Annotated in this window: 18 protein-coding genes and 1 pseudogene; 8 read left to right on the top strand and 11 right to left on the bottom strand. The window is 64.6% G+C overall.

The genetic code is table 11. The features are described 5' to 3' along the window. Position 1: 1 nt before the first annotated feature. On the bottom strand, positions 2-427 hold the full coding sequence (locus RFA01S_RS01050) for a pyridoxamine 5'-phosphate oxidase family protein (RefSeq protein WP_032367642.1): 426 nt from the start codon (positions 425-427) through the stop codon (positions 2-4). 91 nt (positions 428-518) lie between these two features. On the opposite strand from RFA01S_RS01050, the gene RFA01S_RS01045 reads away from it, so the two are divergent. Further along, positions 519-1,244: a molybdopterin-dependent oxidoreductase gene (locus RFA01S_RS01045; protein WP_032367969.1), complete on the top strand. Its 726-nt coding sequence runs from the start codon at positions 519-521 to the stop codon at positions 1,242-1,244. Beyond that, a complete protein-coding gene (locus tag RFA01S_RS01040) occupies positions 1,228-1,818 on the top strand; it encodes a cytochrome b/b6 domain-containing protein (protein ID WP_032407736.1) in 591 nt (196 codons plus the stop codon). Before RFA01S_RS01045 ends, RFA01S_RS01040 begins: the two co-directional genes overlap by 17 nt. Positions 1,819-1,839: 21 nt before the next feature. On the opposite strand, the gene RFA01S_RS01035 is transcribed toward RFA01S_RS01040, so the two are convergent. Further along, on the bottom strand, positions 1,840-3,078 hold the full coding sequence (locus tag RFA01S_RS01035) for a TetR/AcrR family transcriptional regulator (RefSeq protein ID WP_032407735.1): 1,239 nt from the start codon (positions 3,076-3,078) through the stop codon (positions 1,840-1,842). A gap of 339 nt (positions 3,079-3,417) precedes the next feature. Between RFA01S_RS01035 and RFA01S_RS28060 the strand changes: the two genes are divergently transcribed. Further along, positions 3,418-3,651: a LuxR C-terminal-related transcriptional regulator gene (locus RFA01S_RS28060; protein ID WP_032367970.1), complete on the top strand. Its 234-nt coding sequence runs from the start codon at positions 3,418-3,420 to the stop codon at positions 3,649-3,651. Positions 3,652-3,869: 218 nt separating this feature from the next. Here RFA01S_RS28060 and RFA01S_RS01025 read toward each other — a convergent pair whose 3' ends face one another. Further along, on the bottom strand, positions 3,870-4,541 hold the full coding sequence (locus RFA01S_RS01025) for an SDR family oxidoreductase (RefSeq protein ID WP_032399372.1): 672 nt from the start codon (positions 4,539-4,541) through the stop codon (positions 3,870-3,872). A gap of 13 nt (positions 4,542-4,554) precedes the next feature. Beyond that, positions 4,555-5,070: a DinB family protein gene (locus tag RFA01S_RS01020; protein ID WP_027495035.1), complete on the bottom strand. Its 516-nt coding sequence runs from the start codon at positions 5,068-5,070 to the stop codon at positions 4,555-4,557. Between the two features lie 107 nt (positions 5,071-5,177). Here RFA01S_RS01020 and ggh point away from each other — a divergent pair, with 107 nt between their 5' ends. Continuing rightward, entirely contained in the window at positions 5,178-6,515 is a 1,338-nt protein-coding gene (gene ggh / locus RFA01S_RS01015) for a glucosylglycerate hydrolase (RefSeq protein ID WP_032389434.1), read from the top strand. Positions 6,516-6,525: 10 nt separating this feature from the next. On the opposite strand, the gene RFA01S_RS01010 is transcribed toward ggh, so the two are convergent. Both RFA01S_RS01010 and RFA01S_RS01005 read right to left on the bottom strand, forming a co-directional pair. Next, positions 6,526-7,212, bottom strand: coding sequence for a thioesterase domain-containing protein (locus RFA01S_RS01010; protein ID WP_032407734.1), 687 nt, complete (start codon positions 7,210-7,212; stop codon positions 6,526-6,528). Between the two features lie 140 nt (positions 7,213-7,352). Beyond that, on the bottom strand, positions 7,353-8,546 hold the full coding sequence (locus RFA01S_RS01005) for an MFS transporter (RefSeq protein WP_081371272.1): 1,194 nt from the start codon (positions 8,544-8,546) through the stop codon (positions 7,353-7,355). 138 nt (positions 8,547-8,684) lie between these two features. Here RFA01S_RS01005 and RFA01S_RS01000 point away from each other — a divergent pair, with 138 nt between their 5' ends. Next, a complete protein-coding gene (locus RFA01S_RS01000) occupies positions 8,685-9,566 on the top strand; it encodes a LysR family transcriptional regulator (protein WP_032407732.1) in 882 nt (293 codons plus the stop codon). 67 nt (positions 9,567-9,633) lie between these two features. Here the strand turns inward: RFA01S_RS01000 and RFA01S_RS00995 are convergent, their stop codons facing one another. From RFA01S_RS00995 to RFA01S_RS00970, 5 genes and pseudogenes are all read right to left on the bottom strand, one after another. Continuing rightward, entirely contained in the window at positions 9,634-11,685 is a 2,052-nt protein-coding gene (locus RFA01S_RS00995; protein ID WP_032407731.1) for a PhoX family protein, read from the bottom strand. Between the two features lie 83 nt (positions 11,686-11,768). Further along, complete coding sequence (locus tag RFA01S_RS00990) at positions 11,769-12,497, bottom strand: amino acid ABC transporter ATP-binding protein (RefSeq protein WP_174557188.1); 729 nt, start codon at positions 12,495-12,497, stop codon at positions 11,769-11,771. Positions 12,498-12,502: 5 nt separating this feature from the next. Next, a pseudogene (locus RFA01S_RS28055) lies at positions 12,503-14,218 on the bottom strand (ABC transporter substrate-binding protein/permease). A gap of 125 nt (positions 14,219-14,343) precedes the next feature. Continuing rightward, positions 14,344-15,108 carry an LLM class F420-dependent oxidoreductase gene (locus RFA01S_RS00975; protein ID WP_032367654.1) on the bottom strand — a complete coding sequence of 255 codons (765 nt, stop codon included), beginning with the start codon at positions 15,106-15,108 and terminating at the stop codon, positions 14,344-14,346. A gap of 72 nt (positions 15,109-15,180) precedes the next feature. After that, positions 15,181-15,690 (bottom strand): TIGR04338 family metallohydrolase, encoded by a 510-nt coding sequence (locus RFA01S_RS00970; protein WP_032367655.1) that lies wholly within the window; start codon positions 15,688-15,690, stop codon positions 15,181-15,183. A gap of 106 nt (positions 15,691-15,796) precedes the next feature. Here RFA01S_RS00970 and RFA01S_RS00965 point away from each other — a divergent pair, with 106 nt between their 5' ends. Genes RFA01S_RS00965 through RFA01S_RS00955 form a run of 3 tightly spaced genes read left to right on the top strand, consistent with a single transcriptional unit; the run spans position 15,797 to position 18,782 of the window. After that, entirely contained in the window at positions 15,797-16,522 is a 726-nt protein-coding gene (locus RFA01S_RS00965) for an ATP-binding cassette domain-containing protein (protein ID WP_032407730.1), read from the top strand. Beyond that, the gene (locus tag RFA01S_RS00960) at positions 16,519-17,280 is read left to right on the top strand and encodes an ABC transporter ATP-binding protein (protein ID WP_202902217.1); all 762 of its coding nucleotides are present in this window, start codon (positions 16,519-16,521) and stop codon (positions 17,278-17,280) included. The genes RFA01S_RS00965 and RFA01S_RS00960 overlap by 4 nt, the downstream gene beginning before the upstream one ends. A 17-nt stretch (positions 17,281-17,297) precedes the next feature. Then, entirely contained in the window at positions 17,298-18,782 is a 1,485-nt protein-coding gene (locus RFA01S_RS00955) for an ABC transporter substrate-binding protein (RefSeq protein WP_238325138.1), read from the top strand. The last annotated feature ends 1 nt before the right edge of the window (position 18,783 follow it).

Raw genomic sequence — 18,783 nt, 5'->3', positions numbered from 1 at the left:
CTCAGATGGCCCCGAGATCGGCAGACAGCCAGTGTTCGGGGCGCAGGTAGAACACCACGTTCTCCTCGTGCTCTCGGTTGGCCATCTCGAGGTAGCCGTCGACCTTCTCCGGGGGCAGGTAACGGGCTGCCATGGCGCGCAGCAGCTCCGGGGTGCTCGGCTCCTCTCGCGCCACGGGGCCCTCGACGCTGACGTAGCGGATCGTCGGATCGGACTGCTCGATCATCAGGGTGAATCGCCCTGCAGTCCTGATCAATTGGGCCTTCTTGGACGTGGCACCGGTCAACACCCAGGCTTCACCGCCGGGGGTGTAGTCGTACCAGATCGGTACCGTCAGCGGGCCACGGTCCGCCCCGGCCGCTACCGAGAGGGCGGCGATATGCGATTCGGCCAGATACTCTTCGCGTTCTGTCTTCGACAGTGCCATGAATCAACCGTAAGACTTCCCCGGGCGAAGTTCCAGACCTGATTCGACGCCCGATGTGGCCTGATCCTGGTCCGCCGTGGACAGTGGAGGGATGCCGATCGACGAGCCGAAGATTGCGGGTAGTCCCGTGGGTCGCCGAGTCGTGCTCGGCCTGGTGGCGGCCGGGGTCGCGGGCATCGTCGGTGGGGGCGCGGTCCAGAAGGGTCTCGCGTCCGTACTCGGGCCGCTCGGAAATCACGATCCGACGGGACTGATCGGACTGATTCCCGTCGGGAACAATTTTCGGTTCTATTCGGTGACGCAGGGCGCGCCGCGCAAGGACGAGAACTCCTATGCCCTGACGGTGGGCGGTTCCGTCGACACACCGCGCACGTTCACGCTGCAGGACCTCCGCGCGATGCCGCAGACGTCGTTGGTACGTGACTTCCAGTGCGTGACGGGATGGCGGGTACCCGAAGTTGCCTGGAGCGGAGTGCGATTGGCGGATGTCCTCGATGCCGTCGCACCCACCGCGTCGGCGACGTCGGTGCGGTTCACCTCGTTCGACGGCACGTATACCGAGAGCCTGACGCTCGAGCAGGCCCGTCGCGACGACGTGCTGGTTGCGTTGACCATGCTCGACGGCCCCGTCACCCACGATCACGGAGGTCCGGTGCGGCTGTTCGTCGCTTCGATGTACGGCTACAAGAGCATCAAGTGGCTCGGCGGAATCGAGCTGACGGACAACGTGGTTCCCGGATACTGGGAGAAACGCGGATACGACATCGATGCGTACGTCGGCGAGTCGAACGGACGTCGAGATGACCCCACGAGCTGACGACCGCGCCCGGTTCGACCGAGTCGAACGGTACGTGCACTGGACAGTCGGGGTCTTGGTGATCGTGTGCATGGTGACCGCTGCGATTCTGTACATCGGGTCACTCGCGGTACTCGTCGGCAATCGTCCGGTGGTGGAGTTCGTGCACGTGTGGTCGGGCTTTCTGTTGCCGATTCCGTTGATCCTCGGTGCAGTCTCACGCAGCTATCGCACGGACCTCGGCCGTCTCAACAGATTCGTCGCCGACGACTGGAAGTGGTTGCGCTCCAAAGCACGTCGACTCGGGGCGGTGGGGGTCGGGAAATTCAACGCCGGCCAGAAGCTGAACGGTGCACTGAGCGCCGGGTCGATTCTTGTACTCCTCGGTACCGGCGTCGTCATGTACTTCTCGTCGTGGAGTCCGTTGGACTGGCGCATCGGCGCGACCTTCGTACACGACTGGTTCGCCCTGGGATTCGGGCTACTCGTCGCCGGTCACATCACCTACGCCTGGCGTGACCCGGAAGCAATGCGCGGAATGACACAGGGTGCCGTGACCAGGGAGTGGGCAGAGCACGAGCATCCGGAGTGGTGACAACAGTTCAGTCGAGCGTCCTCACGCCGGCCGTATCGCAACACCGGGCATCAGTATTCGCAGGACACCCTGCGCCACTTCGGTTGCGGACTCCGCAGGACGCGTCAGGCAGCGGAAGAGAACGTTGTTGGTCAACATGATTGCGGCTTCGAGTGCCGGCGCGTCGTCGCTGAACACGCCGCTTTCACGTCCGCGTTCGAGGATGGGGACCACAGCGGACGGGAGGTAGAGGTTTTCGATGACCGTCGTGATGGTGCTCGGTTGATGGAACTGTTCGAAGCTCAACGCGAGCAGCATGCCCGAGCTCATGGCTCGATTGTCGATGACGAACTCGCCCAACGAAACCAACGTGCGTTGCAGTGCGGTGGCGGGGTCGACTCCGAGGCGTTCGTCGGCGCGACGGAGCCGGAGCACACGGTCGAATTCGGGCTTCAGCGCCGCAACGATGATGTCGACCTTGCTCGGAAACAGTCGTCGAAGGTCTTCTACGCGGATCTTCGCCGCCGCCGCGATGTCGGCCAGGGTGACCAGGAAGTAGCCGTTGTCGACGAACAGAGTTTCGGTCGCCGCGATCACGTCGGCCTCGAGGTCGGGCCGCAGAGCATCCGAGATTTCGCCCGGATCGGGTTGGGCAACGGTGCGGTCAGAATGCAGTGGGTCTATGGCCCACTGGAGAATCGAGTTGGTGGCCGATGCAACGTCGTCGGAGGACACCGAGCCCGGCGTGAGCACCTCCCGGAGCGCCAGCCCATCGAGCAGAGCCCCGACGACCGCCGAGAGGTTTGTCAGCGACAGTGGTTGACGCAACGATCCGCCGTGAGCCTGCACCGCTCGGCCGATGATGGATCGCAGGTCGGTGTCGAAGCGCTCGAACTCGGGGATGACGGCCTTACGGGCACCGTTGTGGTCGGCAGCCAGCAGCACTGCCACGAGGCGACGTCGCATGAGACCGGACGTGAGGTCGTCGAACAGGGCCGACACCGGAGCTTTCACGTCCTGCGTGCCGGTAGGAGCAGCCGTGCCGGTGTAATCGAGTGTGAGGTGGTCGAGGAGGTCTTCGACGAAAGCTTCCTTGCCGCCGGACCCGCCGCCGCGAGAGTTACCGGGGTACGTGTTGTGGAAAGTTTGGTGCGACAGCCCCGCGCGTTCGACGACGGCCGAGATCGAGAGCGAGCGCGCAAGATCGGTCGTGTCCATCTCACCGAGCAGGCGATATCCGGCCTGAAGGAACTGCTCCCGTGGGAGTGATTTCTGGTTCACCGACTACCGCCTTCGTCCACCTGCACCGCATTGTTGGATCTTGAACTATAGCAATTGGATGGTCCGGATCCTGCTGTTTAGTTTCAACTAAAGCATGGTGTAGCCGGACATGCTTTGTGGAGTAAAGCCTCGAATAAGCTTGTGTTGCATAGAGTTCGGCAACCGTGGTCAGATTCAGATCGGTCCGTAGGCCGATTGCATCAGGAGGCCAAGATGGTAGCGACGAGTCATCGACCCCAACTTTATTCGCGAGTCTCGGTGTCGAGCGGCGTCCGCTCTCCACTCGGTACCAGGCCCGGCGGAGCGAGGCCCACCCCTGCGCCCGCGCGGGCTGTGGGGGTGTACACCTCACCGGGCCTGACCGCGCGTGAGATCACCGTGCTCAAGGCGTGGCTGGACTGCGATTCCAAGGTCGACGTGGGCGCACGCCTCCACATCGCATTGGGCACCGTCAACACGCACCTGACGAGGATCCGCGACAAGTACTCCCGCGTCGGACGCGCCGCTCCCACGAAAGCTGCACTCGTCGCGCGCGCCCTGCAAGACGGCATCGTGAAACTGGACGAGCTCTGAAGCTAGGTTGTCCGCGTTGCTGAAGCCTGTGGATGCGTTCCCGAGCTCTTTGGCAGTCGCCGCCCCGGACCGTAAGCGATAGATCATCCGAGTGAATGAGAAGACTCCATTCGTCCACTGGCAAGGGTGAAGAGGGAGATGCAGTCGGTCCTGTGAACAACGCCGGGGACGAAGCTCATGTTGTGAGTGGAAACTCGACCCCTGCTACGAAGTTTCGCTCACCTGGTGCGGAGCACCAATTCCGTGGGATGAGCATCGGCGGGAGTATCGATTGCGTTGCGCACTGCACGGGCAACGGTGCTGGGCTGCAAGAACTTCGAGCCGTCGTACTCCCCGCCTTCGTGCGCGACGATCTCTTGCTGCATCTCGGTGTCGATGCGTCCTGGGTGCACCGAGGTGACGCGCAACGACGGCTCCTCGAGGCGCAGTGCATCAGCGAAGGCGCGGAGCGCGAACTTGCTCGCCGCGTAGGCACCCCAACCGGGGTTGGCGCGTATGCCGGCACCCGAATTGATCAGCACTACATGGCCTTTGGCGGAGCGCAGTGCAGGGAGTAGCAATCGAGTGAGTTCGACGACGGCGATGACGTTCACCTCGTACTGGCGACGCCAATCGTCCGCCGTCGACTCTTCGACCGTCCCGAGTGCTGCCACCCCGGCGTTGTGCACCAACACATCCAGAGAATCGATGTTCGACGCGGCAGCGGCCACCGCGTCCGGATCGGTCAGTTCCACCGGCCACGGGGTGGACCCGGACAGTTCCGACGCAATGGGGGCGAGGGACTCGGTGGACCGACCACCCAGCAACACGTGATGGTCCGGAGCGAGCAATCGAGCGATATGGGCCCCGAGACCCCGGCTTGCTCCGGTCACCAACGCAGTACGAGTCATGAACTCAGGTTAGCTAGAAGCTCATCCCCGCCTCCGATGCCCATGCCTGGGTGGTGTTCGCGCCGTCGAGTTCCTCGCGAATGATGTCCGCGTGGCCGGCGTGCTGAGAGATTTCGCGAAGGATGTGCAGAACCGTGAATCGTGCACTCTGCCAGATTCGTTCGGGTGCCCACGGCGCCGTCGGGACAGGTACCGACAGGTCGAGGTCCAAAGTTTCCAGCGCTGCCGAGGTGGCACCGGCCACCTCTTCCCATTCGGCGACGAGTCCGGCGACGGTCTCGTTCTCGGCCATCACGTACTCGCTGCCGGCGGCGGCCATGTCGAATTCGGCCGTCTCGTCCAGCTCTGCGATCACTGTCATCCAGTGGCGCTCGTTGCTGATCACGTGGTGCAGCAGTCCGCCGAGGGTCAGCTCGCTCGCGGTGGTGCGGGTGCGTGCCTGTTCCTCGCTGATGCCGCGGACGGTGATGAGAAAGTTCGCGCGCTGTTCGGCGAGCATTTTCTGGATGTCGGTGTTCTCGGTGGCCATTGTTTTCCTCCTGGTAGCTGGTGAAACTCACACTAGGAGCGATCGCGGACACCTTCGGTCCGCAATCCAACCGAGCAGAAATCGGCCGCCGGACGCAAACTATCTGCATGGGCGATCGCGGTTTCACTTCCACGCAGCTGGCCGCACGTGCGGCGTATCTGCTCCGAGGCAACGACCTGGGCACCATGACCAGCGCAGCACCCAGGTTGTACCCGCATATGTGGAGTTGGGACGCCGCATTCGTTTCCGTCGGCTTGGCACCGTTGAGCGTCGAGCGGGCCGTCGTGGAGATGGACACATTGCTGTCGGCGCAGTGGAAGAACGGGATGATTCCGCACATCGTGTTCGCCAACGGTGTCGACGGCTACTTCCCCGGCCCTGCGCGGTGGGCCACCGGGACGCTGGCGACCCACGCTCCGATGAGTCCGCAAACTTCCGGAATCACCCAACCGCCCGTCCACGCGATCGCCGTGCAGCGCATTCTCGATCACTCCAAACGCCACGGCCGCACGACGCGAGCGGTGGCGGAGGAGTTCCTGGATCGCCGCTGGGGTGATCTGGTGCGGTGGCATCGTTGGCTCGCCCAGGCCCGCGACGTCGACGACAACGGACGTATTGCGCTGTTCCACGGCTGGGAGTCCGGCATGGACAATTCGCCGCGATGGGATTCGGCCTACGCCAATGTGGTTGCCGGCGAGATGGATCCGTATTTTCGAGAGGACAAGGCGGTCATCACGGACTCGTCTCAGCGGCCCAGCAATGTCGAGTACGACCGCTACATCTGGTTGGTGGAGGAGATGAAACAGGTCGGCTACGACGACGATGCGTTGAAGACGAAGATGAGCTTCGCCGTCGAGGACGTGTTCGTCAGTGCCATCTTCGCCGTCGCGTGCGACGTCCTCGCCACCATCGGGGAGGACCACTCGCGGCCGCGCTCGGATGTGCGCGAATTGCGCGGGTGGGCGGACAAGTTCCGCAAGGGAGTCATCGCGACCACCGACACGCGTTCGGGTGGGGCACGAGATTTCGATCTGCGGACGGGTCAGTGGATCGGCACGGAGACCATTGCCATGTTCGCGCCGCTGCTGTGCGGAGGACTGCCGCGCGAGCAGGAGCGCAATCTCATTCGGATCTTCGAGGGCACCCGGTTCTGCGGACATCCGGATCTGCGGTACGCGGTACCGCCGTCGACGTCCCCGGTGTCGAAGGACTTCCGTGCTCGCGAGTACTGGCGGGGACCGGTATGGCCGGTGATGACATGGCTGTTCTCGTGGGCTTTCGCACGCCGCGGGTGGTCGGAGCGATCACTGTCTTTGCGAGACGAGGGTCTGCGTCAGGCGAGTGACGGCAGCTTCGCGGAGTACTACGAGCCGTTCACCGGCAAGCCGCTCGGCAGCATGCAGCAGTCCTGGACGGCCGCCGCCGTGCTGGATTGGCTCGGATGAGCCGGCCGGGTCAGCCGAGGTAGCTGTCGACCAGCGGGCCGACGACGTCGAACGAGGTGGCGTCGGGCACGAGGTACTTGGCGATCGTGCCGCAGACGAAGGGGTGCCACGCGGAACCGGAATCGGTTCCCATCGAGGACACGGCGAGGATGTCGCCGAAGTAGATGCCCGGCAGGTGCCGCTGGGCGAGTTCGTCGTTGTGCGAGGCAACGGCGAGCAACTCTTCGGCGTGGCTGCGATCGATGTCGTCGCCCATGGATCCGAGCAGGTCGGCGCTGTCGGCGCTGGACCGAACGGGGTCGCTGTCGAGCAACGTCAGTGCACCGACCGTGACGCCGCGACTCTGCAGCTCGACGGCGATGGCGTGCGCGAGTACTCCACCGAAGGACGTGCCCAGCAGGTGTACGGCCCCGTCGGTCTGGATGCGAACGATGTCGTCGGCGTACTGCGAGGCCAAGGTGACGAGGGACTCCGCGAGCTCTCCCGACGTCGGGACCTGGACGCCGTAGATGGGACGCGCGTCGTCGACGTGTGCTGCGAGTTCCGCGTAGCAGTCGACCAGCCCGACGAGGGGGTGGATGCAGAACACCGGGTCGAGGTGGCCGGCCGTACGAATCGGTGCGATGGTCGGCACCGCGTAATCGGACGGGTCGAGTTCCGTGAGAGCCACGTGGATGCGATCGTTCACGACAGTCATGGGTGCGCCTCCGAGCCAAGAGAAGTAGTTCGTGTTTCTATGGTTTGTTCGTGCCGACTCTGGGTATGTCGCCGTCGGCAGCGTGAGTGTTACCCACGTCTCATCGAGAACGACTCAACCACGTCTCGGAACAGAACGCATTAGTGACTGTTCACCATCGTCGGCTCGGACCCACCGGGCGTCCCGCACGTGTTTTCCCGACGTCGACGGGCGTCCACCTGCAGATCCAGTAGCCAGACCAGCAGTGCGGCGACCGCGAACACGGCCCCCGCAGCGCACACACCTGCCCACTCGAAATGCTTCCACGCCAACGTCCCGACGGCAGATCCTGCTGAGGCGCCCACGAAGTACGTCGTCATGTAGACGGAGTTGATTCGGGCGCGAGCAGCCGGTTCCAGGGCGTAGACGATGTGCTGGTTGCTCACGTGCACGCCCTGCAGTGCCAGGTCGAGAAGTACGAATGCGACCACGAACACCACCCAGTAGTGGCCGCCGACGGCGAACATCGGCCAGAGTGCGATCAGCAGAACCGCACAGGTACCGCTGGCCCATTGCACCAGTCCGCGGTCTGCGAGCCGGCCCGCGACGGAGGCCATCAACGCGCCGCCGACACCGGCCAATCCGATCAGTCCGATCTGGACGGCACCGAAACCGAACCTCGACGACAGCAACAGCGTCATCGTCGCGAACACCGTGCTCACCGACGCGAAGCCGAGACCGCCGAGCACCGCGCGAGTCCGAAGCCTGGGGTGGGTGCGTACCAGCCGAACCATCGACACCAGCGCCGAGCCGTAGGTGACGTCGGCCGTCACGGTGTTGCGTGGCAGCACCCGCCACAGGCCGGCCGCGGCGACCAGCATCAACACTGCTGCCACGCGGTAGACGCCCTGCCACCCCGTCACCGACGACAGCAGCCCCGAGATGCTGCGGGCCAGCAGGATGCCCGTCAGCAACCCGCCCATGACCACTCCGACGATGCGTCCCGCTTGCTCCGGGTGTGCCATCGACGCGGCGAACGGCACGATCACCTGCGCCGCCACCGAGAACAGTCCAGCGATCGCCGTGCCGACGAGGAGCCAGGAGAGGCCGGGAGCGAATCCGGTGATCGCCTGACCCGTCGCAGCGAGAATCATCAGCCCGACGCTCAACGTGCGGCGATCGACGACGTCGCCGAGAGGCACGATGAGCAGCAGGCCGAGGGCATAGGAAATCTGTGCGACGGTCACCGAGGTGGCTGCCGCTGTCTCGGACACGTCGAATTCGGTGGCAATGAGGTCGAGCAGCGGCTGGTTGAGATAGTTGCCGCCGGCCGAGAGTCCGGTGGCGATCGCCATCAGGGCGACGACGGGGGTGCTCACGCCGGTGCGCGAGGTGCTTGCTGTCTTCACATGAACAAGGGTGCTCGTTGCACATCCAGCTGTCCAATAGAACGTTCCGAAAGATCGATCGTCGAAACAGATAGAGTCGCGAACGTGGAACTCAGACACATGCGGTACGCCGTGGCGGTCGCCGAAGAGCAGCACTTCGGGCGTGCAGCAGCTCGGCTGCGAGTCGCTCAATCGGCGCTGAGCAGCCAGATCAGAGACCTGGAAAAAGAGCTGGGCGTAGAACTGTTCGCGCGCACGAGCCGAAGCGTCACCATCACCCCGGCCGGACAGATCTTTCTCGAACGCGCGCACAGCGTGCTCGGTGCCGTGTCCCGATTGGTGGCCGACGTCGCGCCCGATCCCACGACCGCCATCAGGCGGCTGCGTATCGGCATGATTGCGCCTCTCGCCCGTGTCGATCTGGCCGCGGTGGTCGGCCGGATCTCCCAGCGATTTCCCAACACGTCGGTGACGTTGCTGCCGCGGCCGAGCGCCGACGTTCTCGACGGCATCGCACGCGGAGACCTCGATCTCGGAATTATCGGACTCGCGCCCGGACGGCCGCATCCGGGATTGTCGGTCACGGCCCTGTGGACCGAACCACTGTCACTGTTCGTCGGCCCCGATCATCCTTGGGCCCAGAGGGATTCGATCCGGCTGGCAGACCTGTCCGAGATGACGATGATCGACCGGCCGGCGGGCAGCGAGGCCAGACTGCAATCCGATCATGCATTCACCCGCTCGTCGGTTCCCCGTGGACGCATTCTGGAGGCCGATTCGGCCGACCTCATCGGTCAACTCACCGCAGCAGGGTTGGGTGTGACACTGCTGCCGTCGTCCTTGGCGTCGATCCTCCCCGGACTGCACATGATCGACGTCATCGATGCACCGACCCGGACGGTGTCGGTGGTGACCAACCCCGAGCACGCGAATGCCGCGATCGCCGCGGTGGTCGAGGATTTGATCGCGTCGTCGGTGGCGCAGTGACCACCGCCCGACGCCCGTAGTCGAGGGTTCGACTACGGGCATCGTGGCTGACTCGAAACAGCTTGGGCTATGCGGACTTCCACACCGCAACGATGGACGGCCGTGGCTGGGTGTCGCCGCCGTCGGGCCAGTGCGAGATCGGTGCGTCGGCGGTGGCGTCGTCGCTTTCACCCGGGTGCTGGACGCAGACCATGACGCGCTCGTCGGTGACGATGGGGCCGCAGGTCTCGCCGCCGGCGGGGACGGTCAGGAATTGACGTGTCTCGCCGCGACGGGGGCCGTCGAGCACCACGGCGAAAAGGCCGTCGTTGGAGTCGAGGGCGTTGCCGTCGGTCGAGACCCACAGGTTGCCCTTCGAGTCGAACGCGAGATTGTCGGGGCACGAGATAGGGCTGACCTGACTCTTGTCGAATCCGCCGAAATACGTGTCGGCCTCGTTCGGATCACCGCAGACCAACAACAGGTTCCACGTGAACGACGTCCCGGCGTGGTCGTCGTCGAGTTCGAGTACCTGCCCGTTCTTGTTCTTGTTGCGGGGATTGGCCTCGTCGGCCGCCGCTTTGCCCTCGGTGCCGCGGTTGGAGTTGTTGGTCAGTGCTACATACACCTTGCCGGTCACCGGGTTCGGCTCGAAGTCCTCCGGGCGGTCCATCTTGGTTGCGCCCACGGAGTCACCCGCCTGACGGGTGAACACGGCCACCTCCTCGGCCGACATACCGTCGACGAGAGACTTGCCGCGGCCGTCCTCGCCGGTTTCGAGCAAGGGAATCCACGTTCCGCTGCCACGGAATTCACCGTTGGAGGGCAGCGTGCCCGAGCCGTCGATCTCGTCGGGCGTATCACCGGTGAGGCTGGCGACGTACAGCGTGCCGGCGTCGAGCAAGGTCAGGTTGTTGCGCATCGCGGCCTGGCCGGTGCCGGGCATCATCTTTCGGCTCGAGACGAACTTGTACATGTAGTCGAAGCGCTCGTCGTCGCCGCTGTACGCCACCACCGTGCCGTCGTCGGTGACGTGGATGGTCGCGGCCTCGTGCTTGAACCGGCCGAGAGCGGTGTGCTTGATCGGTGCCGACTGCGGATCCCACGGATTCACCTCGACGATGTAGCCGAATCGATTGACCTCGTTGGGTTCTTGCGCCAGATCGAATCGCTTGTCGAAGCGCTCCCACTTACGTTCGCTGGCGGCGCCTTCGACGCCGTAGCGCGACAGGCGCTTGGCCACAGTCGCATCCGTGACGCTTTCGGCGTTGGCGAAATACTGGTTGAAGTTCTCCTCGCCGGAGAGCACCGTTCCCCACGGCGTGAGACCGCCCGAGCAGTTGTTGAACGTGCCGAACACTTTGGTGCCGGTGGGGTCCACGCTGGTTTTGAGGAAGTCGCTGCCTGCGGCGGGCCCGGTGATGACGAACTCGGTGGTGCCGGTGATGCGCCGGTTGTACTGGCCCATAGCGGGGGTGAGCTTGCCGGTGCCCGATTCGCCCTGCACCTGCACGACGGAAAGGCCGTGTGCCGCAAGGGCTACGTCGAACTGCTCACGGGTGGGGTTCTCCGCGTCGTAGCCCTTGAACATTGCCGGCTCGGTGCTGTACTCGTGGTTGACCACCAGCAGGTGGGCGTTGGGCGTGCCCTCGATCGGCAGCAGGCCGGCGAAGTCGTTGTTGAAACCGAACTGCTTCTCCTGCGCCGCGCCGGTCTGCTTGTCGAAGTCGAAGGCCGGTGCGCCCGCGACGACGGCGTCGCCCCAGCGAATGACGATGCCCTGCTCGTAGCCGTCGGGAACGACGACCGCGTCCTCGGTGTTCGGTTCCACTGCAACGAAATCCACGCCGTCGACGGGCGGGGTATCGGAGCCCGAGGTGGTCGAGGTTCCGGTGGCTGCCGGCTCGTCGGTCGAGCATGCGGCCAGCGCGCTACCCGCGCCGACGGCGAGCACTGCCATCGCCCCGCCCTTGATGACGCCGCGCCGTGACATCGCAGTCTTGACGATGTCGCCGAAGTACTGGCCCTTCGACGTATTGGGAATCTCGTGGAAACAGGCATCGCCGCACTTGTACTTGCAGGTCAACGATGATCGTTTGGAGCTTCCGTCGTGAACGGCGAACAGGGGCAGTGGCTTCATGTCACGGCACGCTGTCACCCAAAAGCGAAAGTAAAGGAACGCTCAGGTGAAGTCCCGGATAACGAGGTAACCCTTGGTCGCTGCTACAGCACCTGCGAGAGGAACGTCTTCAGTCGATCGGTGTGCGGATCGTCGAACAACTGCTCCGGCGTTCCGGTTTCGACGGCGCTGCCGTGATCCATGAACAGGACCTTGTTCGACACGGACCGAGCGAAGCCCATTTCGTGGGTCACCACGACCATCGTCATGCCGCCCTTGGCGAGGTCGGCCATCAATGCCAGCACTCCCTTGACCAGTTCCGGGTCCAGTGCAGAGGTGGCCTCGTCGAAGAACATCACCTCGGGCTTCATGGCCAGTGCTCGCGCGATGGCGACGCGCTGCTGCTGGCCACCCGAGAGGTTGCCGGGACGCGAATCCGCCTTGTTGGCCAGGCCCACCAGTTCGAGCTGCTCCATCGCGGCCGCGCGCGCCGCATCCTTGTTGAGCCCCAGCAGCTTCTGCGGGCCGAGCGCGATGTTGTCTGCGACGGTCTTGTGCGGGAACAGGTTGAAGTGCTGGAACACCATTCCGATCCGCTGACGAAGTTCGTCGGGATTGTCCTTCAGCACCGACTTGCCGTCGAGCAGGATGTCTCCCTGCTCGGGCTCGTGCAGGCGATTGAGGGCCCGCAACAGCGTGGACTTACCCGAGCCCGAAGGCCCGATGACAGTGGTGGTCTTACCTGCGTCGACATGCAGGCTCACCCCACGCAGAACCTTGTTGGTACCGAACGACAGGTGAATGTCCTTGCCGGTCAGAGAAACTGAAGTCACGTCGGCTACCTCTCCACCACGATGGATGTTTCGACGGGACCGAGGGTGCCCGAGGTGTCGGCCTTACCGGATCGTAGGCGTCGGTCGATGTAATTGACCAGGTGCGTCAGCGGGATGGTCAGGATGAGATAGAACAATCCGGCGGCCAGCAGCGGCGAGAGATTGCCGGTCTGGGCGGCGGTGTCCTGGCCGACGCGGAACAATTCTCGTTGCGAGGCAAGCAGACCCAGGAAGTAGATCAGCGAGCTGTCCTTGATCAACGAGATGAACTGGTTGACGATCGCAGGTAGCACGCGCCGAATGCCCTGCGGCACGACCACGAGGTTCATGGACCGTCGGTAGCTGAAACCCAGTGCGCGGGAGGCTTCGAGCTGCCCGGAGTCGACGCTCTGGATGCCGGAGCGGAAGATCTCACCGAAGTAGGCCGCTGCCATCAACGACAGCGCCAGGATGCCCAGCGGGAACGGGCTTCTGCTGCCGGTGAATTGGGTCAGCGTCGGGCCGAACCCGAGGCCGATGAGCAGGATGACCACAGCGGCAGGTAGTCCACGAAAGATGTCCGTGTACACCCGCGCCGGCCACCGGAGCCAGCGGGTGCGGGAAATACCCGCCACCGCCAGCCCGAGTCCGATCACGGTACCGATCACTCCCGACGAGGCCGCCAGAATGAGGGTGTTCGGCAATCCGACCGTGACCAGTTTGGGAATGGTCTCGCCGATCAGTTCCCAATCGAAGAACGTGTCGTACAGATTCGACAGAGTGCTCATGAGGTACGAGTGCCCTTACGACGCCGGCAGAACGGACGCCTTGCTGCCTGGCTTCCAGTCGGCGGGGACCTCGCGGTCCGGGTACCACTGCTTCTCGAGCGTGCTCCAGGTGCCGTCGTCGACGACCGCATCGAGGCCGGCGTTCAGCGCGTCGATCAACGGCTGATTGTCCTTGGCGACGGCGTACGCGGTGAAGTTGGTGGTGTTGATGGTCTTCTCCAGGATGGAGACACCGTCCTCGGTCTTGACCTGACCGGTTGCCTGCTGCGACGGTGCGACCCAGGCGTCGACCTGACCGGACTTCACGTTCGCGTACGCGGTGTTGTAATCCGGGAACCGCACCGGCTCGATGCCGAGGGTGTTGGTGACGTAGTCGTCCTGCACGGTGCCCTGCACCACGGCGATGCGCTGATCGGCGTTCAACTCGGCGATCGTCTTGATCGAGTAGTCGTTCTTCGCGACCAGTGCCATCTCACCGAAGTCGTACCCGTTGGTGAAGCCGACGGTCTGGCGACGCGCATCCGTGGTCGAGATGGACGAGGAGCCGGCGTCGTAGACCTTGTTGTTGACCGCTGCGAGCAGGCCCGAGAACTCGGTCGCCGAGAATTCGACGGTGAGGTTCAGCTTGGCCGCGACGGCTTTGAGCAGCTCGTTGTCGAAGCCGGTGAAGTTGCCTGCATCGTCGATGAAGATGTTCGGCGGCGCGTCGGACAGGGTGCCGACGTACAACGTCCCCGGCTTGATCAGACCGAGGTTCGCGGTGTCGATCTGATCGAGCGCGGTGACGCTGTCGGTCGTGTACTTGTCGAGCGAGGCCTGGTCGGAACCGGCCAGAGCGTTCTCGCCGGTGCCACCCGAGCTTCCGTCGGAACACGCGACGGCTCCGAGCGTGAGTGCGAGCGTCGCAGCGACTGCTGCGATGGCACGGCCTCGTAAACGACGTGTGTTCAAGATGAAGCTCCTAGGTGCAATCGGGAGGGACGAACGAGGCTATCGTGCCGATGGAGGCACACGACAATCACATTGCAGTTGTATGAAGCAACCCGCTTGTTCCCGAAATTCCCTCACCTCAATCGCGTCTAGCGGTGTGCGTCCCGCCACGCGATGGCCTCGCCCAGTTCCGTGAGGTCGTAATCCGGTCCCCCGGTACCGACGGTGAACAGCGTGGCTCCGGCGTCGACGAAGTCCTGTGCGGTGTCCGCGCCGGGCCACGAGACCGAGCGGGTGATGCCCGAGGTGTCCCGCCCGACGGTGGTGCCGTGCTCGGCGAGGATCTCGGATTTACGCTTCAGTGCATCGAGGTCGGCGAAGCTGTGCCAGATGTGGGCATACTCGGCCACGAGCTTGAGGGTCTTCTTCTCACCGCCGCCGCCGATGAGGATCGGGATGTCTCGCGTCGGGGCCGGGTTGCCGACGTCGAGGCGGTGCCGAATCCTGCCGAGGCTCTCCTTGAGCAGCGCCAGACGTGAACCGGCCGTACCGAATTCGTAGCCGAAGTTGTCGTAGTCCTTCTCGTTCCATCCGGCACCGATACCGAGAATCAGTCGGCCGCCGCTGATGTGGTCGACGGTGCGCGCCATGTCTGCCAGCAGGTCGGGATTGCGGTAGCCACCTCCGGTGACGAGCGCGCCGATCTCCACGTTCGACGTCTGCTCGGCCCAGGCACCGAGCATCGTCCAGCACTCGAAGTGCGCGCCGTCGAGGTCGCCGTACAGCGGATAGAAGTGGTCCCAGTTGAAGACGATGTCGACCCCCGCGTCTTCGGACCGCAGCACCGCGTCGCGGATCAACTGATAGTCGGGCGCGTGCTGGGGCTGAAGCTGAACACCGATCTTGACGGTCATGTACGTCTCCTCGTCGTGTGGGCTGTCTCACCCATGATGCACCTCGTTTCGCGCGATGCACGTCGACCGAGATCAGCCGACTCGTACTCCGCTCTCGGCCATCATCGCTCGGAGGACGAACCCGGCCTCGGAGCCGACGATGTCGCCGACCAACGTGATGTAGCGATCGACGAACGCTCCGCCGTGCTGTTGCTCGTCCTCGTCACCGAAGTGGTGAGCCAGTTCGTGGAGCACCACCAGCTCGCGCAGCGCCCAGGCCCGATTGCCCTGATGCAGGGGTACCGCGATGGTCGCGGCGTCGCGTTCGTAGTGGGCGGCACCCGATCCGGATCTGGCCCGGACGGTCACCGTCCGACCGGCGTCGGGCCACGTAGTCGCGATCCAGTCCAGCGCCAGCACCGCATCGACATAGCTCTGCACGGATTCCAACGAGGCGAACTTCCGCTCGATCGGCAGCGTGATCTGTGAGCCCAACACCGTCACGACGCGGTTGTCGCGCTCCTCGGCTCGATCGAACATGATCCGCACCATCTGTTCGGCGTCGTACACCGCCGACCGCTGCGCATCCCTCGGTCTGCTCACTCGTCCAGCTTAAGCAGGTCGAGTTGTTTCCGTACCGGCGCTCGCCTATGGTTCAAGTGACAACGATTGTCGAAGTCATTCCCACTTCCAGGCTCAGGAGTTCGTCGTGCTCGTCGTCGAGAATCTCCGCATCGACGCCGGACGCACCCGCATCGTCGACGGCGTCTCGTTCGAGATACCCACGGGTCGACGCGTCGGCCTGCTGGGCGCCTCGGGTTCGGGCAAGTCCTCCATCGCCTCGGCTCTGGTCGGATACCTCCCGCCGGGCATCACGTGTTCCGGTCGCGTCGTCGTCGACGGCCACGATGTCGCCGGTGTTCCGACCCCGCGGCGGCCGCGCACCGCACGCCCGGCGATGGTCTTCCAGGACTCCGCGACGGCGCTGAACCCGATGGTCACCGTCGGCAGGCAACTCCGCACGCCCGACGCCGCCGCGCTGCTCGCGCGAGTGGGTCTGCACGACACCGCGCGTGTGCTGGCCTCGCACCCACTCGAACTTTCGGGTGGTCAGCGTCAACGAGTCTGCATCGCATTGGCCTTGGCGCGCGAGAGCTCGCTGGTGATCGCCGACGAACCGACGACGGCACTGGACGTCCTGAGTCAGGCGCGCGTTCTCGACGCTCTGCGACAGGTGTCGTCGTTGCTACTGATCACCCACGACATCGCCGTCGCCGCGCAGTTGTGCGACCACCTGCTGGTTCTCGATTCCGGCAGAATCATCGAATCCGGTTCCACTGCAACGGTACTCAAGAACCCTTGCTCGGATCGATCGCGACAGATGATCGACGTCGCTCGGGCGGCTGATCCGTTCCGGCAGCTGGTTGCATCGTGAGCCTGGACGAGGCTGCCGGTTTGGTGGGTACGGCACTCACCCGGCAGTACGACCGGCACGGCACGTCGCACACCGCGTTGGATGCCGTCACGTTCGCGGTGCCGCCGATCGGGCGTATTGCCGTCGTCGGTGAATCCGGTTCCGGTAAAACGACGTTGCTGCGCCTGCTGCTTGCCGTCGATGCCCCGAGCGGCGGAAGGATCTCGCTCGACGGGCGAGTCGTCCGACCCGGATCGGCCGGATCGCTACGGTGGTTCCGCCGCCGGGTGCAGTACATTCCGCAGGATCCGGCGACCAGCCTCGACCCGCGCCGCAGCGTCCTCGACCTCGTCGCTACTCCGCTACGCCTGCTCGGTATCGAGGGTGATCACCGAGCCATGGCCACCGGCGCATTGTCTGCCGTCGGACTCGATGCGCACTTCCTGGCTCGCCGTTCGGCCGAGCTGTCCGGCGGGCAGAAACAACGAGTCGCCATCGCCCGAGCCGTGGCCTGCGCGCCGCACTATCTGTTGGCGGACGAGCCGGTCAGTGGACTCGATCCCGACCTCCGAGAGCAGGTACTCGATGTTCTTGCCGGCCTACCGGGTGCGCTGCTGATCGTCAGCCACGACCTGTCGGCCGTGACCAGACTCTGCAGCGACGTGTCGGTGATGCAGGAGGGTCGCATCGTCGAATCCGGTTCTGTCCGCAGCATTCTCACTCGGCCCCAACACGAGCACACCCGAGATCTGATCGACGCCGTTCCTCGGCTCACGTAACACAATCAGGAGCTACATTGACCAGCAACATGTTTCGCATCGGCGCGCTCGCAGCAGTGGGCACGCTGACGCTCACCGGGTGCTTTTCGTCCAGTTCTGCCTCCTCCGACGACGGCGAGAACCGCGTGCGCGTCGCAATGCTGCAGCCACCTCGTTCGGGGTTGTCCCAGTTCAGTGACGACGCCTTCAAGCTGTCGCGCTGGTCCACCGCCGAGACGTTGATCGTTCTCGACGATCTCGGTGAGGCCGAGCCGGGTCTGGCCACCGCCTGGAACCGCGTGGACGATCGGACCTGGAACTTCGACATCCGGCCGGACGTCACGTTCCACAACGGAGCCCCGCTCGACGCAGCAGCCGTCGTCACCGCACTGACCGCAGCCACGCAGTCGGCCCCCAAGCCGCGCATCCTCGACGGCGTCGACATGACGGTGACCGCCACCGACGCCGACAGCGTCGCCGTGACCACTGCCGACGTCGATCCACTGGTACCGCAACGACTGTCGAGCCCGCAGCTGGCCATCCTGGCACCCGACGCGTACTCGACGGGCAGCAGCAACCCGATCGGCACCGGCACCGGACCCTTCGTGTTGAAGGCCGTGAACGGCACGTCGACAGCAACTCTCGACCGCAACGAGAACTACTGGGGAGAGCCGGCGAAGGTCTCCGGCATCGACGTCGACTTCGTACCCGACGGCACGGCCCGCGCCGCAGCGCTACGCAACGGCACAGCCGATGTGGTGGAGGCGATTCCGGTGTCTCAGGCCGCCAACGTCGATCAGGCACTCGTGCACGAGGTGCCGATGCCGCGCACCAACACCCTGTACCTGAACACCGAGTCCGGGGTCTTCGCAGACCCGGCCATGCGCGCCGCCGCGCGGGAGTCGGTCGACAAGGATCGGCTGGTCGACCAGGTGTACGAGGGCCGTGCCGACGCCGCAAACGGATTGCTCGGCCCGGCATTGCCGTGGGCCGCCGACCGTCCGGCGCGTACGCAGACCCCGGCCGGCGACGCCGCAGGCAAGAAGATCACCCTCGCCACCTTCACCGACCGAGCCGAACTCCCGGAGGTCGCGGTGCTGCTGCAGCAGGAGCTCGAAGCCAAGGGCTTCGTCGTCGAACAGGTCGTGCGCGAGTATCAATTCATCGAAACCGATGCTCTCGCCGGTGCATTCGATGCGTTCATCCTTTCCCGCGCCACCGTGCTCGACTCCGGAGACCCGGCCGCGTACATGTACTCCGACTTCGCCTGCGAGGGATCGTTCAACATCTCGCAGTTCTGCGATCCGCAGGTCGACACCGCGCTCGCCGACGCCGCAGCCACCGATCCCGGCGACGCTCGCCGCACCGCGATCCTCGACGCCGAAAAACTGATCCTCGAAAAAGACGCTGCGGTACCGCTGCTGCACGAACGCGTCATCCAGGGAGAATCCGAGGGCGTGACCGGCGTGGCCCGCGATCCACGCGAGCGCACCTTGATCACCAACCAGACCGCTTTCGAGTAGG

Origin of the sequence: Rhodococcoides fascians NBRC 12155 = LMG 3623 (assembly GCF_001894785.1) — a bacterium.
Taxonomy (GTDB): domain Bacteria; phylum Actinomycetota; class Actinomycetes; order Mycobacteriales; family Mycobacteriaceae; genus Rhodococcoides; species Rhodococcoides fascians.
Note: the sequence above shows the minus strand (reverse complement) of the source record. Positions and strands in the feature narration are given on the sequence as shown.